This window comes from Isoptericola sp. NPDC057653 (assembly GCF_042799955.1).
In the GTDB taxonomy this organism is placed as follows: Bacteria; Actinomycetota; Actinomycetes; order Actinomycetales; family Cellulomonadaceae; genus Isoptericola.
This window is the reverse complement of sequence record NZ_JBHVHP010000002.1, coordinates 983938-1000393: the sequence shown is the minus strand read 5'-3', so window position 1 is coordinate 1000393 and position 16456 is coordinate 983938. Positions and strand designations below refer to the sequence as shown.

Here is a 16456-nt window from a genome sequence, read left to right as displayed (position 1 = left end):
TCGTGACGTCAGGGCTTCGGGATGCTCGTCACCGTGGTCAGGAGGAACACCGAGTCCTCCAGCGCGCGCACGGCGTGGCGCTCGTGGGTCAGCACCCGCAGCTGGCCGGCGCGCACCTCCTCGTCGCCCTCCAGCGCCGTGACGCGCAGGCGCCCGTGCAGCACGAGGACGGACGCCGCCGGCGGCGAGTTGTGCTCGCCGAGCTCCATGCCCTCCAGCAGGGCCAGCACGGTCTGGCGCAGCGGGCCGTCGTGCACGACGATCTCGGCGCTGCGGCCGTGCTCGGCGGCGCGGGCCTTGTCGAGGTGCGTCGCGGTGAGGGCGTCCAGGTCGGCCATCGGGGGCTCCATCCGTCGGGCGGCTCGCGGTGCGGGCCGCGTCGACGAGGCCCGCCGACCTCACCGTACCCGGGGGCGCGGGCGGGGCTCGCCCGGTGGGCGCACGGCGCTCAGCCGAGGCCCGTCCAGACGACGTCGGCGATCATGTCCCCGGCTCCGTCGCCGCCGGTGAAGAGGCTCAGCCGGTGCTCCCCGGGCGGGCCGTCGACGCGGACCTGCCACCAGCCGTCGCCGAGGCGCTCGGTCGCCGCCTCGACCTCGGTGGCGGTGCTCCCGTCGGGCTCGACCACGTCGGCGAGGTCCGCGGGGACCTCGGTGACGGTCAGCTCGGCGTCGCCGTCGAGCGGGACGTGCACGAACAGCTCGGAGACGTCGCCCACGGACGGCGGGTGGTCGTCGAACCCGTCGGCGCAGCCCTGGTCGGCGCAGAACGTGAACGGGTAGAGCACCAGCGCCCGGTCGTCGTACCGCACCTCGTACGGGCGGGGCTGCTCGATCCCCTCGGCGTCGGGGGGCCACAGGCCGTGCGTCGCCGTCGCGGTGGGGGACGGGACCCCCGGCGGTGGGCCGGCCGCCCCGGCCGGCGCGCACGCCGCCAGCCCGCCGGTCAGCGCGGCGGAGAGTGCGGCGAGCGCCAGGGCGCGCGGTGCGGTGCTCCTCATGCCCTTCCCGTGTCGCGGGGCGGCGCCGGCTTGCAGCTCCGGGCCGACGGGCCTCCGGTCAGCCGCGGGCGGGGACCATCCCGAGCCGGGCGAACGCCTCGGCGACGCCGCCGCCGGCCGGGCCGGGCACGACGAGGTCGGCCTCGGCGAGCACGGCGGGCGGCGCGCCCTCGACGGCGACCGCGGTGCCCGCGTAGGCGAGCATCTCGACGTCGTTGTACCCGTCGCCGATCCCGACCACCTGCGCGGGCGTGATGCCCAGGTGCTCCACGACGGCCGCCATCCCGACGGCCTTGTGCACGCCGGCCAGGTGGATCTCGCCGGCGTTGTCGCCCGTGTTCGCGTACGAGGACGGGAGGATGCCGACCTCCGGGCCCAGCTCCTCGCGCAGCGCCGCGATGGGCACGCGGGAGTCGAAGTAGCTGATCTTCGCGTAGCGGACGCCGGCGAGGTCGCCGGGCATCCGCAGCACGTCGAGGATCTCGTGGGGCGCCGCGTCGCCGCGGACGCCGAGCCGGGCGTCGAGCCCCACCGGGCCGTAGACGGCGTCCGGGGTCTCCAGCAGGTAGGCGACGTCGTGCGCGTCGAGCACGTGCCGCACGCGGTCGGCCAGGTCCTCGGGGAAGCGCAGGTCGGAGACGACCTCGCCGTCGAGCCGGACGAACGCGCCGGCGGCCGCGACCACGCCGTCGAACCCTGCCGCCAGCAGCGACGGCGGGAGCATCGACTCGGGCCGGCCCGTGCACAGCAGCACGCGGTGCCCCGCGCTCCGGGCCGCGCGGACCGCCTCCGCGTGGACCTCCGGCACGGAGCCGTGGTCGGCGTACGTGCCGTCCACGTCCAGGAACGCCACCCGCGCCCCGTCATTCATCGAACCCGACACGTGGGCAGACCTCCAGCACTCGGCGTCGTCGTGGGCACCGTCGAGCCTAACCGCGCGTCGGTGCCCCGTGGTTGGCTGCGCACGTGACGACGAGCACCCCGCGCGCCGAGACCTGGTCCATGATCCACGCCGAGCGGGAGGCCCTGGCGGGCGAGCTCGCCGGCCTCGACGACGCGGCGTGGGCCACTCCGTCGCTGTGCGGGGAGTGGGCGGTGCAGGACGTCGTCGCCCACCTCACGGCGGGCGCGAGCACCGGCCGCTGGGCGTGGCTGCGCAGCATCGTCGGGGCGCGGTTCGACGCCGACCTGCACAACGCGCGCCGCCTGGCCGAGCACCGTGGCGCGACGCCCGCCGAGACGCTGGAGCGCTTCCGCGCGGTCGCGACCAGCACCGTCGCGCCCAGCGGGCACACCGCCGCATGGCTGGGCGAGGTCGTGGTGCACGGGCAGGACGTGCGCACCCCGCTCGGCCTCCCGCGCGTCCCGCCCGTGGCCACGACCACCGAGGTGGCGCGCTTCTTCGCCGCCCGGGACTTCACCGTCTCCGGCCGGACGGTCGCGCGCGGCCTGCGCCTGGAGGCGACCGACGGGCCGTTCGTCCACGGCGACGGGCCGGCGGTGCGCGGCTCCACCCTGGCGCTCGTCATGGTGCTGGCGGGCCGGCCGGTGTTCTGCGACGAGCTCGCCGGCGACGGCGTGGCCCGGGTGCGCGAGCGCGTCTAGGCCCCGGCGTCCGTGCCCGTCGTCGCGCCGGTCGTCGCGCCCGGCCCGGCATAGAGGGCGGCGAACTCCGCGGACGGCGGGATCGGGGTGACCACGTCGACCAGCGCGCCGTCCGGCCCGGCGACGATGAAGTGCCGCTGGCCGAACTCCTCGTCGCGCAGCGGCAGCAGCACGTCGTGGGCGCCGTCGGCGAGCACGCGGGCGTGCACGGCGTCGACGTCCTCCACCTCGACGGTCACGAGGACGCCGGCCGCCCGGGCCCCGCGGGCGGCCTCGGGGATCGTGGCGTGGTCGGCGTCGAGGACGGCGAGCTCCGCCGTGCCCGCGCGCAGGCTGACGTACCAGTCGGAGGTGAACGTGGGCGCCATGCCCAGCAGCCCGGTGAAGAACCGGGCGGCGGTCGGGACGTCGGAGACGGCGAGGACGGGGTAGAGGCTCGTGATCATCGTGGCTCCCGGTCGGTGACGGCCTGCGGGTGCAGGTGATACATACAGCGTGTACGTAACTATACATTCACGGTGTCGGTAACCTGTCGACCATGCCCCGGAGGACGAAGGCCCAGAGCGAGGCGACGGCGGCCGCGATCCTGGCCGCCGCGCGCGACCTCTACGCGCGGCGCGGCTACGCGGCGGTGTCGGTGGAGGAGGTGGCGGCGGCCTGCGGCGTCACCCGCGGCGCCGTCTACCACCACTTCGGCAGCGGCCCCGGGCTGTTCGCGGCCGTGCACGCGGACGTGACCGCGGCCGTCGGCGCCGAGATCGAGCGTGCCACGGACGGCGTGGTGGACCCGTGGGAGAGCCTCGAGTCGGGGTGCCGCGCGTTCCTCGCGGCCGTCGTCGCCGACGACGCCCGGCAGGTGGTGCTGGTCGACGGGCCCGCCGTGCTCGGCTGGGCCCGCTGGCGCGAGGACGACGCGCGCAGCTCGGGGCGGCTGCTGGACGACGTGCTCGCCGAGCTCGCCGAGGCCGGGAGGGTCCGCGCGGAGGACGTCGCGGCGACGTCCGCCCTGCTGTCGGGCGCGATGAACGAGGCCGCCCTGTGGGTCGCGGCGGCGCCGGACCGCGACCGCGCCCTCGCGCAGGCGTGGGAGGCGCTGCGCCGCCTGTTGCGGGGGATCGCGGCCTGACGGGCCCGAGCGGCCCCGCGTCAGCGCGTCAGGTGACCGCGCCCAGCTGCCAGGGCACGAACTCGTCCGCGCCGAGGTCCAGCTCCTCGGAGACGGTCTGCTCGCCGGAGGCGACGGCGAGGATCTTCTCGAACAGCTCGTCGCCCACCTCTTCCACGGACAGGCCCGTCTCCACGATCCGCCCGGCGTCGAGGTCCATGTCCTCGCGCATGCGGCGGTAGGTGTCGGAGTTGGTGGCCACCTTGATCGACGGCGCCGGCTTGCACCCCAGCACGGACCCGCGGCCCGTGGTGAAGACCACCACGGTGGCGCCGCCCGCCACGATCCCGGTCACGGACACGGGGTCGTAGCCGGGGGTGTCCATGAAGGTCATGCCGCGCTCGGTGACCGGCTCGGCGTACTCGTGCACGGCGACGAGGTCCGCGGTGCCCGCCTTGGCGACGGCGCCGAGGGACTTCTCGAGGATGGTCGTGAGGCCGCCGGCCTTGTTGCCGGGCGACGGGTTGTTGTCGAGGGTGCCGCCGCCGGCCGCCGCGTACCCCTGCCACCAGTCGAGGCGGTCCAGCAGGCGCCGGCCCACCTCCTCGGAGACGGCCCGGCGCAGCAGCAGGTGCTCGGCGCCGAAGACCTCGGGCGTCTCGGCGAGGATCGACGTGCCCCCCTGGGCGACGAGCCGGTCGGACGCGTGCCCGAGAGCGGGGTTGGCGGTGATCCCGGAGAAGCCGTCGGACCCCCCGCAGTTGAGGCCGAGCACCAGCGCGGACGCGGGCGCCTCCTCGCGCCGCAGCGCGTCGATCTCGGGCAGCATCGCGGTGATCGCCGCGACGCCGGCGCGCACGGTGGCACGGATGCCGCCGGTGTCCTGGATGGTCAGGGTGCGCACGGGCAGGTCGTCGCGCAGCTCCAGCCCGTCGAGGACGGACTCGGCGGGCAGCATCTCGCAGCCCAGCCCGACCACCAGCAGCCCGGCCATGTTGGCGTGCGACGCGTACCCGCGCAGCGTGCGCAGCGTGACCTGCGCGCCCTCGGAGGTGGGGACCAGCCCGCAGCCGGTGTCGTGGGTGAGCGCGACGACGCCGTCGACGTGCGGGTGGGCGTCGAGCACCGGGCCGCGGAACTGGTCCGCGATCATCCGCGCCGTCGACGCCGAGCAGTTCACGGAGGTGAGGATGCCGACGTAGTTGCGGGTGCCCCAGCGGCCGTCCGAGCGGCGGTAGCCCTGGAACGTGCGCCGCGCGGCGGGGGCGGGCAGCGTGGTGCGCGCGGTGCCGAACTCGTGGGCGCGGGCGCCGTCGTCCATGCCGAGGTTGTGCGTGTGCACGTGGTCGCCCGGCGCGACGTCGCGCGTCGCCCGCCCGATGGACTGACCGTACTTGCGCACCTCCGTGCCCGCCCCGACCGCCCGGACGGCGAGCTTGTGGCCGCGGGGGAGCGTCGAGCGGGTGGTCGCCTCGTGCCCGCCGGGCAGCCGCACCGTAGTGCCCGCGGGGACCTGCCGGGTCGTCACGGCGACGTCGTCCGCCGGGCGCAGCAGCAGCGCGACGTCGGCGAGGTCGACCACGTCGGGGAGCGGCGGCTCGGCGGCGGCCGACGGCGCGGCAGCGAGCGGCAGCAGGGGGTGGTGCGGGGCGGTGCTCATCGGATCACGACCTCGGGATCGGTGCTGGTGGTGGGGGTGCTCGTGGGGGCGACGGCGCGGGCGGCGGTGCCGAGTGGCGCCGTGGACGCGCGGACGACGAGCTCGACGGGCAGGCGCCGGTGTTCGGGGGAGCCGCCGGCGGGGTCGGGCGCGAGCAGGTCGACCGCCTCCCGGCCGGCGCGCGCCAGCGGGACGGCGACCGTGGTGAGCGCGGGCGTCACGAGCGAGGCGGCGGGGACGTCGTCGAACCCGACCACGGAGACGTCGTCGGGGGCGGCGACGCCGCGCGCGTGCAGGCGGGCGAGGACGCCGAGGGCGACGAGGTCGTTGAAGCACAGCACGGCCGTGCTGCCGGCCGCGAGCGCGAGGTCGGCGGCCTGGACGCCGCCGCCGTGGGTGGGGCGGAAGGCGCCCAGGTCGGTGACCGGCGGAACGCCGTGGGCGGCCGCGCCCCCGGCCAGCGCCCGGCGGCGCTCGCCGTCGGACCAGGAGGTGGCCGGGCCGCCCACGTAGGCGACGCGCTCGTGCCCGAGGGCGCGCAGGTGGTCGAGCGCCTGCCGCACGCCGTCGGCGAGGTCGAACGACACCGAGGGCGCGAACGGCGTCTCGCGGTTGACCAGCGCCACCCGGCCGCCGCCGACGAGCGCGCCGAGGTCGTCCACGGGCATGCGGGGCGAGCAGAGCACGAGGCCGTCCACGCGGTCGCCGAGGCGGGTGATGACGTCCGGCTCGGCGGTGACGTCCTCGTCGGTGTCGGCGACCAGCACGTCGCGCCCGGTCTCGTGCGCCCGCGCCTGCACGCCCTTGGCGACGGCGGCGAAGAACGGGTTGGCGAGGTCGGGCACCACCAGGCCCAGGGTGCCGGTGCTGCCGGTGGTCAGGGCGCGGGCCGCGGGGTGCGGGCGGTACCCGAGCGACGCCGCTGCCCGGGCCACCTGCTCGCGGTTGGCGGGCGAGACGTGCGGCGCGTCGCTGAGGGCGCGCGACGCGGTGGCGGGGGAGACGCCCGCCGCACGCGCGACGTCGCGGAGCGTGACCACGCGGACCTCCAGGGCTGGTGTCGACGCTGGAATCGGTTCCAGCGTGTTTCAGCCTACCGCGTGACGCCGTGCCCTCCTGACGATGCACCGGAGCCGGACGTGGGGCGAGGCGCCCGGGCATAGGCTCGCGGTGCCGAAGCGGGAGGGGTCGCGGTGGAGGAACGAGTTCCGACGGGCGACGTGCGCGACGGCGCGGCCCTCGAGGGCGAGCGGGGCCGGCTCGTCGGGCTGGCGTACCGGATGCTGGGCACGACGGCCGAGGCCGAGGACGCGGTCCAGGAGGCGTTCGTCCGCTGGTACCGGCTCGACGACGCCGCACGGTCGGCGATCACGAACCCGGCCGGCTGGCTGACCCGGGTCACCAGCCGCGTGTGCCTGGACGTGCTGGGCAGCGCGCGGGTGCGCCGCGAGCGGTACGTGGGCCCCTGGCTCCCCGAGCCGGTGCCCGGCGACCTCTTCGCCCGGGACGGCGGGGCGGACGTCGCCGACCCCGCGGACCGGGTCGTGCGCGACGAGTCGGTGAGCACCGCGCTCCTGGTGGTGCTGGAGGCGATGACGCCCGCCGAGCGCGTGGCCTTCGTGCTCCACGACGTGTTCGGGCACACCTTCGCCGACGTCGCCGAGGTGCTGGGCCGCACGCCGGCCGCGGCACGCCAGCTGGCCAGCTCCGCGCGGGCGCACGCGCGGGCCGGCCGGTCGGGGGAGGTGGCCGCCGGGGAGCACGACCGCGTGGTCGCGGCGTTCGCGCGGGCCGCCGGCGGGGACGACCTGGCCGCCCTCACGGCGCTGCTCGACCCGTCCGTCGAGCTGCGGTCGGACGGCGGAGGCGTGGCACGCGCCGCCCTCAACCCGGTCCACGGGGCGTCGAAGGTGGCGCGGTTCCTGCTCGGCGTGCTGCACCGGCAGGCGGACGCCCGGCTGGAGCCCCGCAGCACGGCGGACGGGGCGGCGCTCGCGTTCGTCCGCGGCGGGCGGGTCACGGGCGTGGTGAACGTCGCCGTCGTCGCGGGGCGCGTCACCGCGGTCTGGGTGCAGTGGAACCCCGACAAGCTCACCCGCTGGAACCCGCCGGTCTGACGTTCCGCGGGGCTGCGTCGTCGACCTACCGACAACCCGTCGACCGAAGGAGCAGACCATGCAGGCTGTCGTCGTGGAGGACCAGGAGGCCGGCGTCGCCGGGATGAGGCTCGCGGAGCGACCCGCGCCGCACGCCGCGGAGAACGACGTCGTCGTCCAGGTGCACGCCTCCGGGTTCACGCCCGGGGAGCTCACCTGGCCCGGGACGTGGACCGACCGGGCCGGCCGGGACCGCACCCCGAGCGTCCCCGGGCACGAGCTGTCCGGTGTCGTCGCGGAGCTCGGCTACGGCACCACCGGGCTGACGGTGGGGCAGCGCGTGTTCGGCCTGGCGGACTGGACCCGCGACGGCACCCTCGCCGAGCAGGTCGCGGTCGAGGCGCGCAACCTGGCCCCCCTGCCGGCCGACGTCGAGCACACCGTGGCGGCGAGCCTGCCCGTCTCCGGCCTCACCGCCTGGCAGGGCCTGTTCGTGCACGGGAACCTCCAGGCCGGGCAGAGCGTGCTGGTGCACGGGGCGGCCGGGGGCGTGGGCTCCGTCGTCACGCAGCTCGCCCGCGAGGCCGGCGCGCACGTCGTCGGCACCGGCCGCGCCCGCGACCGGGACGCCGCGTTCGAGCTCGGCGCGCACGAGTTCCTCGACCTCGAGCGGGAGGACCTCGCGGCCGTCGGCGGGGTCGACCTCGTCTTCGACGTGATCGGCGGGGACGTCGCGGTCCGCTCCGCCGCGCTCGTGCGCGCGGGCGGCACCCTGGTGACCATCGCGGGGCCGCCCGAGGCGCGGCCGGCCGACGGGCGCGCCGTGTTCTTCGTCGTCGAGCCCGACCGGGGGCAGCTGGCACACCTCGCCCAGCGCGTGCGGGAGGGCCGGCTGCGGACCGTCATCGGCACGGTCGTGCCGCTGACGGAGGCCCCGGCGGCGTTCGGGGCGCCGCGCCTGGCCCCCGGCAAGACGATCGTGCGGGTCGTCGACTGAGCTTACGCCGGCTCGTCGTCGAGCCAGCGGAACCAGGCGTCGGGCACGTCCTCGTCCAGGCGCCGCACCTCGTGGTCGGCGAGGACCCCGGCCTCGAGGAGGCCGGCGGCGACGAGGCGCGCGACGGCGGCCGCGCCGGGCGGGTTGAAGTGCGTGTCGTCGCGGCGGCCGTCGTCGGCGTGGAAGAAGTAGTGCAGCGTGCGCTCGGGCCCGAGGTCCTGCCACAGGGCCAGGGACGCGCGCTGCACGTCGACGAGCGGCACGCCCTCCTGCTCGGCGAGGGCGCGCATCGCAGCGGGGTAGTCGCCGTGGCCCGCGACGGCGTCGCCCGCGTCGTCGAAACGGCGCCGCTCGACGGAGGTCGCGAGGACCGGCCGCGCGCCCGCGGTGCGGGCGGCGTCGAGGTAGCGGCGCAGGTGCTCGGTGTAGCTGGTCCAGGGCTCGGTGTGCCGCTCGGGGTCGTCGACCTTCGCGTCGTTGTGGCCGAACTGCACGAGCAGCAGGTCGCCGGGCCGCAGGTCGCGCGCCACGTCTTCGAGGCGCCCCTGGACGACGAAGCTGCGCGTGCTGCGCCCGTTGCGCGCGTGGTTCGCGACCGCGACGTCGTCGGCGAGGTAGTAGGGCAGGGCCATGCCCCAGCCGGTCTCGGGGGCGGCGGCGCGGGACTTCGGCCCCGCGGTCGAGTCGCCGGCGAGGTGGACGGTGCGGGGCATGCGGACCTCCGGGAGGGCGCGGGCGGGGTCGGGGCGCGCTCGGCGAGCGCAGGCGTCACCCTAGCGAGCGCCCTTCCGCCGCGCCGCGCCGGAATCGCGTGCGTCCCTGCACGTCCAGGGCGTAGCGTCGGCGCCGAGCGACCGCACACCCGCCCGTCCCCCGGAGGAGTCAGCGATGCCCCGTCCGCCGTTCCCGGCCCCCGTGCTCGACCTGCTGCGTGGCCCCCAGGTCGCCGTGATCGGGGTGGTGCGCCCCGACGGCAGCCCCGTGACCGCGGCGACGTGGTACCTGCTCGAGGAGGACGGCGCCGGGGGGTGGCACGTGCTCGTCAACCTCGACGCCACGCGCAAGCGGGTGCAGCACCTGCGCGCGAACCCGCAGGTGAGCCTCACCGTGCTGGGCGACAGCTGGTACACGCACGTCACGCTGCTCGGTCGCGTCGCCGCGTGGCGCGACGACCCGGACCTCGCCGACACCGACCGGATCTCCCGGCACTACAACGGCGACCCGTACCCGGTGCGGGACAGGGCCCGGGTGACCGCCGTCGTCGAGGTCGACCGCTGGACGGCCTGGGGCGCCCTGCGCGACGCCCGCTGAGGAGACGGTCATGCGCATCGGTGCCCCCCGCACGGCCGGCGCGGACCCGCGCCTCGTCGCCGTCACCCCCGACGCGGCGCGCCGCCTCGCCGACCTGGGCCACGACGTCGTCGTGGAGCCCGGCGTCGGCGACGGCGCGCGGCTGCCCGCGCACGACTACGTCGCCGCGGGCGCCCGCGTGGCCGACCGCGCCGACGTGTGGGCGGCGGACGTCGTGGTCACGCTGCACCCGCCGGGCCCCGCGGAGCTCGGCCTGCTGCGCCCCGGCGCGGTCCTGGTGTCCCAGCTCGCGCCCGCGACGAGCCCCGGCCTGCTCGAGGAGCTCGCCGCGCGCGGCGTGACGGCCCTGGCCCTCGACGCGGTGCCGCGGATCTCCCGCGCCCAGTCCCTCGACGTGCTCTCGGCGCTGTCGAACGTGGCGGGCTACCGCGCGGTGGTCGAGGCGGCCGAGGAGTTCGGCGGCATGTTCGCCGGGCAGGTGACGGCCGCGGGCAGCACGCCCCCGGCGCGCGTGTTCGTCATCGGCGCCGGCGTGGCCGGGCTCGCCGCGATCGGCACGGCCGTGAGCCTCGGCGCGGAGGTCTACGCCTTCGACGTGCGGCCCGAGGCGGCCGAGCAGATCGAGTCGCTCGGCGCGCGCGTGGTGCGGGCCGACGACGCGGTGCAGCAGGTCAGCGCCGACGGGTACGCGAGCGCGCAGAGCGCCGACCAGGAGGCCGCCGCCCTGCGCGCGTACGCGGAGCAGTCCGCGCAGGCCGACGTCGTGGTGACCACGGCCCTCGTACGCGGCACCGCCCCGACGACCATCACCCGCGCGATGGTGGACGCGATGCGCCCCGGCTCGGTGGTGGTCGACCTCGCCGCGCCGGGCGGCGGCAACTGCGAGGCCACGGTGCCCGGGCAGCGGGTGGTCACCGGCCGCGGCGTCGTGGTCCTCGGCTGGACCGACCTGGCCGCGCGCCTGCCGCAGCACAGCTCGCGCCTGCTGGGCACGGTGGTGGTCAACCTCCTCACGCTGCTCACGCCCGGCAAGGACGGGCGCCTGGTGCTCGACCTCGACGACGCGGTGGTCCGCGGCATGACCGTGACCCACGGGTCCGAGGTGACCTGGCCGCCCCCGCCCGTGCCGGTGTCGGCCGCGCCGCCCCCGCCCGAGCCGGAGCCCGTCGCGGCCCCGGTCGTCGACCCCGCGGCCGAGCGCCGCCGGCGCTCGATGCGGCGGACGGTGCTGGGCGCGCTCGGCGCCGTCGCGTTCGGGCTGCTGATCGCGGCGTCCCCGCCCGACGCCGTCGCGCACCTCACCGTCTTCGCGCTCGCGGTGGTGGTGGGCTTCTACGTGATCTCGAACGTCACGCACGCCCTGCACACGCCGCTCATGGCCCAGACCAACGCGATCAGCGGCATCATCATGGTCGGCGCGCTGCTGCAGATCGGCGACGCGTCGCCCCTGGTCACGACGCTCGCCGTCGTCGCCGCGGCGCTGGCGAGCGTCAACGTGTTCGGCGGCTTCCTCGTGACCCGGCGCATGCTCGGCATGTTCCGCCGCGACGGAGGTGTCTCGTGAGCGTGGAGTCCGTGGCGCAGGCCGCGTACGTCGTGGCGGGGCTGCTGTTCGTGCTGTCGCTGGCGGGGCTGTCCGCCCAGGAGTCCGCCCGGCGGGGCACCGTGCTCGGCATGGTGGGGATGGGGCTCGCGATCGTCGCGACGATCGCGCTGGCCCTCTCCCGCTCGGAGCGCCCGTGGCCGGTGACGGCCGGGCTGATCCTGCTGGTGCTCGTGGTCGGCGCCGCCGTCGGGTCGTGGCGGGCCCGCCGCGTCGAGATGACGCAGATGCCGGAGCTCATCGCGCTGCTGCACTCGTTCGTGGGGCTGTCCGCGGTGCTGGTGGGCTACGGCTCGTTCCTCGCGGCCCCCGCCGCGGGCGGGGACACCGTGCACCGCGTGGAGGTGTTCCTCGGCGTGCTCATCGGGGCGGTGACGTTCACCGGGTCCGTGGTGGCGTTCGGCAAGCTGTCGGGCCGCCTGGCGTCCGCGCCGCTGACGCTGCCGGGCCGGCACCTGCTCAACCTCCTGGCACTGGTCGCGTGCGCCGCGCTGCTCGCCTGGTTCCTGGCGGGCGGGGGCGTGGTGGCCCTGGCGCTCATGACGCTCGTCGCCCTCGCCCTGGGCTGGCACCTCGTGGCCGCGATCGGCGGCGGCGACATGCCCGTCGTGGTGTCGATGCTCAACTCTTACTCCGGCTGGGCCGCGGCCGCCGCGGGCTTCACCCTCGGCAACGACCTGCTCATCGTCACCGGGGCGCTCGTCGGCGCGTCCGGCGCCATCCTCAGCTACCTCATGTGCCGCGCCATGAACCGGTCGTTCTGGTCCGTCGTCCTCGGCGGGTTCGGCGCCGGGGCGTCCGGCGGCCCGGCGGGCGGGGCCTGGGCGGCGGAGGCGGGGGAGGTCCACGAGACGTCGCCGGACGAGGTGGCGGCGCTGCTCGCCGCCGCGCGGTCGGTCGTCGTCGTGCCCGGCTACGGGATGGCGGTCGCGAAGGCGCAGCACCCCGTCGCGGACCTGGCCGAGCGGCTGCGGGCCCGGGGCGTCACGGTCCGGTTCGGCGTGCACCCGGTGGCCGGACGCCTTCCGGGGCACATGAACGTGCTCCTCGCGGAGGCGCGCGTGCCCTACGACCTGGTGCTCGAGATGGACGAGGTCAACCGCGACCTCCCCGACACCGACGTCGTGCTCGTCATCGGCGCGAACGACACGGTGAACCCGGCCGCGCAGGACGACCCGTCCTCGCCGATCGCGGGGATGCCGGTGATCGAGGCGTGGCAGGCGCGCGACGTCGTGGTCTTCAAGCGCTCGCTCGCCACGGGCTACGCGGGCGTGCAGAACCCGCTGTTCTTCCGCGACAACACCCGGATGCTCTTCGGCGACGCCAGGGAGCAGGTGGACAAGATCGTCCAGGCTCTCTGACGCCGCCGTCGAGGGGGTCGTGCGCGCGGGCTCAGATCCGGGAGTCGGCCTGCGACTCGTAGACCGCCGCGTCCAGGACGCCGTCCGCGTGCAGGTACGCGGGGCGCTCCGGGATCGCGGTGCCGGCGGCGTCGATCGTGCTGGCGTCGGCGGGCACCCCGTCGAGGCTCGGCATGACCGAGGCGAGCTCGGGGCGCCACTTGGTGAACCGGAACGGGAAGCACTGCTCCAGCAGGTCCACCATCGCGGAGGCGGCCGTCGAGGCGCCCGGGGAGGCGCCGAGCAGGCCGGCGATGGAGCCCTCGGCGCCGGTGACGATCTCGGTGCCGAACTGCAGCACGCCCTTGCCGTCGGCGTCGCGCTTGATGACCTGCACCCGCTGTCCGGCGGTGATCCGGTCCCAGTCCTTGGGGTGCGCGGTCGGCATGAACTGCTGCAGCGCCTGGAACTTGGTCTCCGGCGCGGCCATGAGCTGGCCGACGAGGTACTGGGTCAGGTCGAGGTTCTTCAGGCCCGCGCCGAGCATCGACGTGACGTTGTTCGCCCGCAGGGAGGTGATCAGGCCCAGGTACTTGCCCTTCTTGAGGTACTTGGGGCTGAACCCGGCGTAGGGGCCGAACATGAGGTACGTCTTGCCGTCGACCACGCGGGTGTCCAGGTGCGGCACCGACATCGGCGGGGCGCCGACGTCGGCCTTGCCGTAGACCTTGGCCTGGTGCTGCGCGACGAGCTCCGGGTCGGAGGTGCGCAGGAACTCGCCCGAGATCGGGAAGCCGCCGAAGCCCTTGATCTCCGGGATGCCGGCCGACTGGAGCAGGGGGAGCGCGCCGCCGCCCGCGCCGACGAAGACGAACTTCGCGGTCACGGTGCTGGTGCGGTTCCGCGCGTTCCAGGAGCGGTCCTTGACGCGCAGGCGCCAGCGGCCGTCCTTGGTGCGCTTGAGGCTCTTCACCTCGTGCTGCAGCTTGAGCTCGGCGCCGTTCGCGACGAGGCCGTCGACGAGCTGGCGGGTGAGGTTGCCGAAGTCGACGTCGGTGCCCGAGGTCGCGCGGGTGGCGGCGATCGGCTCGTCGGCGTCGCGCTCGGTGGTCAGCAGCGGGGCCCAGCGGCCGATGGCGGCGCGGTCGGTGCTGTACTCGAGGTCGCGGAACAGGGGGTGCACGCGCAGCGTCTCGTAGCGGCGGCGCAGGTAGTCCACGTTCTTGGCGCCGCGCACGAACGTCATGTGCGGGGTGTTGCTGAGGAACGAGTCGTCCTGGAGCCGGCCGGTGGCCAGCAGGTGCTGCCACAGCTCGCGCGAGATCTCGAACTGCTCGTTGATCGCCACCGCCTTGGTGATGTCGATCGAGCCGTCCTTGCGCTCGGGCGTGTAGTTCAGCTCGCAGAGCGCCGCGTGGCCGGTGCCCGCGTTGTTCCACGGGTTCGACGACTCCTGCGCCACGTCGTCGAGCCGCTCGTAGATCCGGATGGACCACGACGGCTCGAGCTGCTGGAGCAGCGTTCCGAGGGTCGCGCTCATGATCCCGCCGCCGATGAGGACGACGTCGACGTCGGCCCCTGTGGGGGCCCCAGCAGTCGTAGCACTCGAAGTCACCGGGCCACCATACGCCGCGCGTGAAAACTGTCACAAAGAATGAGAGCAACCTCACACAGCGCTCTGACCTGCAGTGACGTGCGTCACACCGGGGCCGCGACCGCCCCGCAGGTCAGGGCCGCGGGGCCGCCGACGAGGGCCACGGGCCGAGCTCGGGCAGCGGCACGGGCGCGCCGTCGCGGGTCGCCGAGACCGGGCCCGACGGCGCGCGGCCGGCGAGCCACGCCGCCACGTCCCGCGGGTCGCCGACCAGCGCGAGGCCCGCCCCGGCGTCCGGCAGGCGCACCGCGAGGAAGTCGCCCAGGTGGGCGCAGAACGCCTCGTCCCACGAGCCGGACCCGAGGGTCCGGTCGGCCAGCCCGGCCGTCGCGTCCGCGGCGTGGATGCGGGCCTCGCGCCACCAGGCGAGCAGCGCGTCCGCGAGCACGCCGTCGCGGTACGCCACCGGCGCGGCCCACAGCGCGTCGTCCGGCGCCGGCCAGGCCGCCGCGAGCCGGGCCCGCGTCGCCTCGAGCGCCGCGACGTGCCCGGCGACGGTGCGGGCGGCGCCCGCCTCGATGCCTGCGTCGCGCCCGGCCTGGCCGCCGTCGTACGGGGCCACCTTCTCGCCGCGGGCGGCGTACTCCGCCTGCCGGGCCAGGGCGGCGCCCACGTTCGCCACGTGCGACAGCACGTGCCCGCGGGTCCAGCCCTCCAGGGGCGACGGCGCGGAGCCCGCGTCGTCGGGCAGGGTGCGCACGACGTCGATCAGGGCGCCCAGCGCCGCGTCCGCGTCGGCGGCGGCGTGCGCCAGGGCGGCGGGCGCGGGGATGGCAGGGGTGGTCTCGGCGTTCACGGCCACAGGAGCTCCTTGGTCCAGGCGGGGTCGTTCTCGGTGGTGGTGCCGGTCGAGCGGTAGCGGAGGCGGGACTGGCCCTTGTCGTCGCTGGCCGCCCAGAACTCCACCGTCTCGGGGGCGAGCACCCAGGCGGTCCAGCCCGGGGCGACGACGGCCGGGTCCGCGCGGGTGTCGGCGAGCCGGTCGGCGAAGGCGTCCCAGTACTCGTCGCGGGAGCCGAGCGGCTCGCTCTGGTGGCCGACGAGGCCGGCCGCGCGCGACCCCTCGGGCCGGGCGCGGAAGTCGGCCGCCCCGGCGTCCGGACCGGCCGAGGCGGCGCGGCCCGTGACGCGGACCTGGCGCCCGAGGTCCCGCCAGAAGACGGTGAGCGCCGCGGACGGGTTGGCGTCCAGGTCGCGGCCCTTGGGGCTGGACGCGTGGCCGGCGAACCACCAGCCGTCGTCGGTCACGTCCTTGATCACCAGCGTGCGGGCGTGCACCCGCCCCTCGGCGTCTGCCGTCGAGAGCGTCGCCGCGTGCGGGGCGCCGACGCCGGCCGCGAGGGCGTCGTCGAACCAGCGCTCGAACAGGCCCTGGGGCGTGGCGGGCGCCGTCGCGAGGTCGTCGAGGTCGACGCTGAACGGGGGCAGGTCCGGCGGGAACGTCGGCAGGGCGCGCAGGCGCTCGCGGAAGGTCATGCGGTCTCCTTCGTGGCGGTCCGGCCGGGGGCAGGGCTGCCCGGGGTCGTGAGGATCGAGACGAAGCCGCGCACGGCGGCCCGCATCGCGTCGGGGTCGCCGGTGGCGCGGGCCAGCACGTAGCCGCCCTGCACGATGGCGACGGCGGCGTGCGCGCGGTCCCGGGCGTCGTCGTCGGGCAGGCCCGCCTCGCGCAGGGTCGTCGCGACCACGTCGAGCAGGCGCACGAAGTAGGCGGTGACGACGTCGTGCAGGCCGTCGTCGTCCATGACCGCCTGGTCGCTCGTGAGGCGCCCGATCTTGCAGCCCGCGAGCGCGTCGCGGGGCCGCTCGAGGTACGCCACGACGCGGTCGAGGGCCGGCGTCGGGCCCTCCAGGTCGCGCCGCGCGGCGGTGAGCGCGCTCTCGACCGTGGCGCCGACGGCGGCGGTCGCGAGGTCGTGCTTGGTGGGGAAGTGGTGGTAGAGGCTGCCCTGCCCCACCCCGCTGGCGGCCAGCACCTGGCGGGGGCTCGTGGCCCCCACGCCCTGGGCGGCGAACATCTCCTGCGCGGCGGCGACGAGCCGGGCGCGCGCATCGGTCGGCGTGCTCATGACGTCACCATACCTA

General features: G+C 76.2%; 17 protein-coding genes and 1 pseudogene. 7 read left to right on the top strand and 11 right to left on the bottom strand.

The window, feature by feature from the left end; genetic code table 11:
- Positions 1-8 precede the first annotated feature (8 nt).
- The 3 genes from ACFU9A_RS15800 to ACFU9A_RS15790 all read right to left on the bottom strand — a co-directional run bounded on the left by ACFU9A_RS15800 (position 9) and on the right by ACFU9A_RS15790 (position 1871).
- On the bottom strand, positions 9-338 hold the full coding sequence (locus tag ACFU9A_RS15800; protein ID WP_430576230.1) for a cupin: 330 nt from the start codon (positions 336-338) through the stop codon (positions 9-11).
- Positions 339-448: 110 nt separating this feature from the next.
- A complete protein-coding gene (locus ACFU9A_RS15795; RefSeq protein ID WP_430576229.1) occupies positions 449-1000 on the bottom strand; it encodes a hypothetical protein in 552 nt (183 codons plus the stop codon).
- A 58-nt stretch (positions 1001-1058) separates the two neighbouring features.
- Positions 1059-1871: an HAD hydrolase family protein gene (locus tag ACFU9A_RS15790; protein WP_430576228.1), complete on the bottom strand. Its 813-nt coding sequence runs from the start codon at positions 1869-1871 to the stop codon at positions 1059-1061.
- Between the two features lie 95 nt (positions 1872-1966).
- On the opposite strand from ACFU9A_RS15790, the gene ACFU9A_RS15785 reads away from it, so the two are divergent.
- Positions 1967-2605, top strand: coding sequence for a maleylpyruvate isomerase family mycothiol-dependent enzyme (locus ACFU9A_RS15785; RefSeq protein WP_430576227.1), 639 nt, complete (start codon positions 1967-1969; stop codon positions 2603-2605).
- Here ACFU9A_RS15785 and ACFU9A_RS15780 read toward each other — a convergent pair.
- On the bottom strand, positions 2602-3051 hold the full coding sequence (locus ACFU9A_RS15780) for a VOC family protein (protein ID WP_430576226.1): 450 nt from the start codon (positions 3049-3051) through the stop codon (positions 2602-2604). The two genes, ACFU9A_RS15785 and ACFU9A_RS15780, sit on opposite strands and share 4 nt — an antisense overlap.
- A gap of 92 nt (positions 3052-3143) precedes the next feature.
- On the opposite strand from ACFU9A_RS15780, the gene ACFU9A_RS15775 reads away from it, so the two are divergent.
- On the top strand, positions 3144-3731 hold the full coding sequence (locus tag ACFU9A_RS15775; protein WP_430576225.1) for a TetR/AcrR family transcriptional regulator: 588 nt from the start codon (positions 3144-3146) through the stop codon (positions 3729-3731).
- A gap of 28 nt (positions 3732-3759) precedes the next feature.
- Here the strand turns inward: ACFU9A_RS15775 and ACFU9A_RS15770 are convergent, their stop codons facing one another.
- Both ACFU9A_RS15770 and ACFU9A_RS15765 read right to left on the bottom strand, forming a co-directional pair.
- Positions 3760-5370: a UxaA family hydrolase gene (locus tag ACFU9A_RS15770; protein WP_430576224.1), complete on the bottom strand. Its 1611-nt coding sequence runs from the start codon at positions 5368-5370 to the stop codon at positions 3760-3762.
- Positions 5367-6410, bottom strand: coding sequence for a LacI family DNA-binding transcriptional regulator (locus tag ACFU9A_RS15765; RefSeq protein WP_430576223.1), 1044 nt, complete (start codon positions 6408-6410; stop codon positions 5367-5369). Before ACFU9A_RS15765 ends, ACFU9A_RS15770 begins: the two co-directional genes overlap by 4 nt.
- 153 nt (positions 6411-6563) lie before the next feature.
- Between ACFU9A_RS15765 and sigJ the strand changes: the two genes are divergently transcribed.
- Together sigJ and ACFU9A_RS15755 are read left to right on the top strand one after the other, a co-directional pair.
- Positions 6564-7487: an RNA polymerase sigma factor SigJ gene (gene sigJ, locus ACFU9A_RS15760; protein ID WP_430576222.1), complete on the top strand. Its 924-nt coding sequence runs from the start codon at positions 6564-6566 to the stop codon at positions 7485-7487.
- A gap of 58 nt (positions 7488-7545) precedes the next feature.
- Positions 7546-8463, top strand: a complete 918-nt coding sequence (locus ACFU9A_RS15755) for an NADP-dependent oxidoreductase (protein WP_430576221.1) — start codon at positions 7546-7548, stop codon at positions 8461-8463.
- A 2-nt stretch (positions 8464-8465) separates the two neighbouring features.
- Here ACFU9A_RS15755 and ACFU9A_RS15750 read toward each other — a convergent pair whose 3' ends face one another.
- On the bottom strand, positions 8466-9176 hold the full coding sequence (locus ACFU9A_RS15750; RefSeq protein ID WP_430576220.1) for a rhamnogalacturonan acetylesterase: 711 nt from the start codon (positions 9174-9176) through the stop codon (positions 8466-8468).
- 175 nt (positions 9177-9351) lie between these two features.
- On the opposite strand from ACFU9A_RS15750, the gene ACFU9A_RS15745 reads away from it, so the two are divergent.
- Genes ACFU9A_RS15745 through pntB form a run of 3 tightly spaced genes read left to right on the top strand, consistent with a single transcriptional unit; the run spans position 9352 to position 12738 of the window.
- Positions 9352-9774, top strand: coding sequence for a pyridoxamine 5'-phosphate oxidase family protein (locus ACFU9A_RS15745; RefSeq protein ID WP_430576219.1), 423 nt, complete (start codon positions 9352-9354; stop codon positions 9772-9774).
- A 10-nt stretch (positions 9775-9784) separates the two neighbouring features.
- The gene (locus ACFU9A_RS15740; protein WP_430576218.1) at positions 9785-11338 is read left to right on the top strand and encodes a Re/Si-specific NAD(P)(+) transhydrogenase subunit alpha; all 1554 of its coding nucleotides are present in this window, start codon (positions 9785-9787) and stop codon (positions 11336-11338) included.
- Positions 11335-12738, top strand: a complete 1404-nt coding sequence (gene pntB / locus ACFU9A_RS15735) for a Re/Si-specific NAD(P)(+) transhydrogenase subunit beta (RefSeq protein WP_430576217.1) — start codon at positions 11335-11337, stop codon at positions 12736-12738. The genes ACFU9A_RS15740 and pntB overlap by 4 nt, the downstream gene beginning before the upstream one ends.
- Before the next feature lie 31 nt (positions 12739-12769).
- Here the strand turns inward: pntB and mqo are convergent.
- The 4 genes and pseudogenes from mqo to ACFU9A_RS15715 all read right to left on the bottom strand — a co-directional run.
- Positions 12770-14338: pseudogene (gene mqo, locus ACFU9A_RS15730) on the bottom strand (malate dehydrogenase (quinone)); the annotation flags it as partial.
- 106 nt (positions 14339-14444) lie between these two features.
- Positions 14445-15173: a maleylpyruvate isomerase family mycothiol-dependent enzyme gene (locus ACFU9A_RS15725; protein ID WP_430576216.1), complete on the bottom strand. Its 729-nt coding sequence runs from the start codon at positions 15171-15173 to the stop codon at positions 14445-14447.
- A complete protein-coding gene (locus tag ACFU9A_RS15720) occupies positions 15164-15847 on the bottom strand; it encodes a pyridoxal 5'-phosphate synthase (protein WP_430576215.1) in 684 nt (227 codons plus the stop codon). Before ACFU9A_RS15720 ends, ACFU9A_RS15725 begins: the two co-directional genes overlap by 10 nt.
- Positions 15844-16440, bottom strand: a complete 597-nt coding sequence (locus ACFU9A_RS15715; RefSeq protein WP_430576214.1) for a TetR/AcrR family transcriptional regulator — start codon at positions 16438-16440, stop codon at positions 15844-15846. The genes ACFU9A_RS15720 and ACFU9A_RS15715 overlap by 4 nt, the downstream gene beginning before the upstream one ends.
- Positions 16441-16456 lie beyond the last annotated feature (16 nt).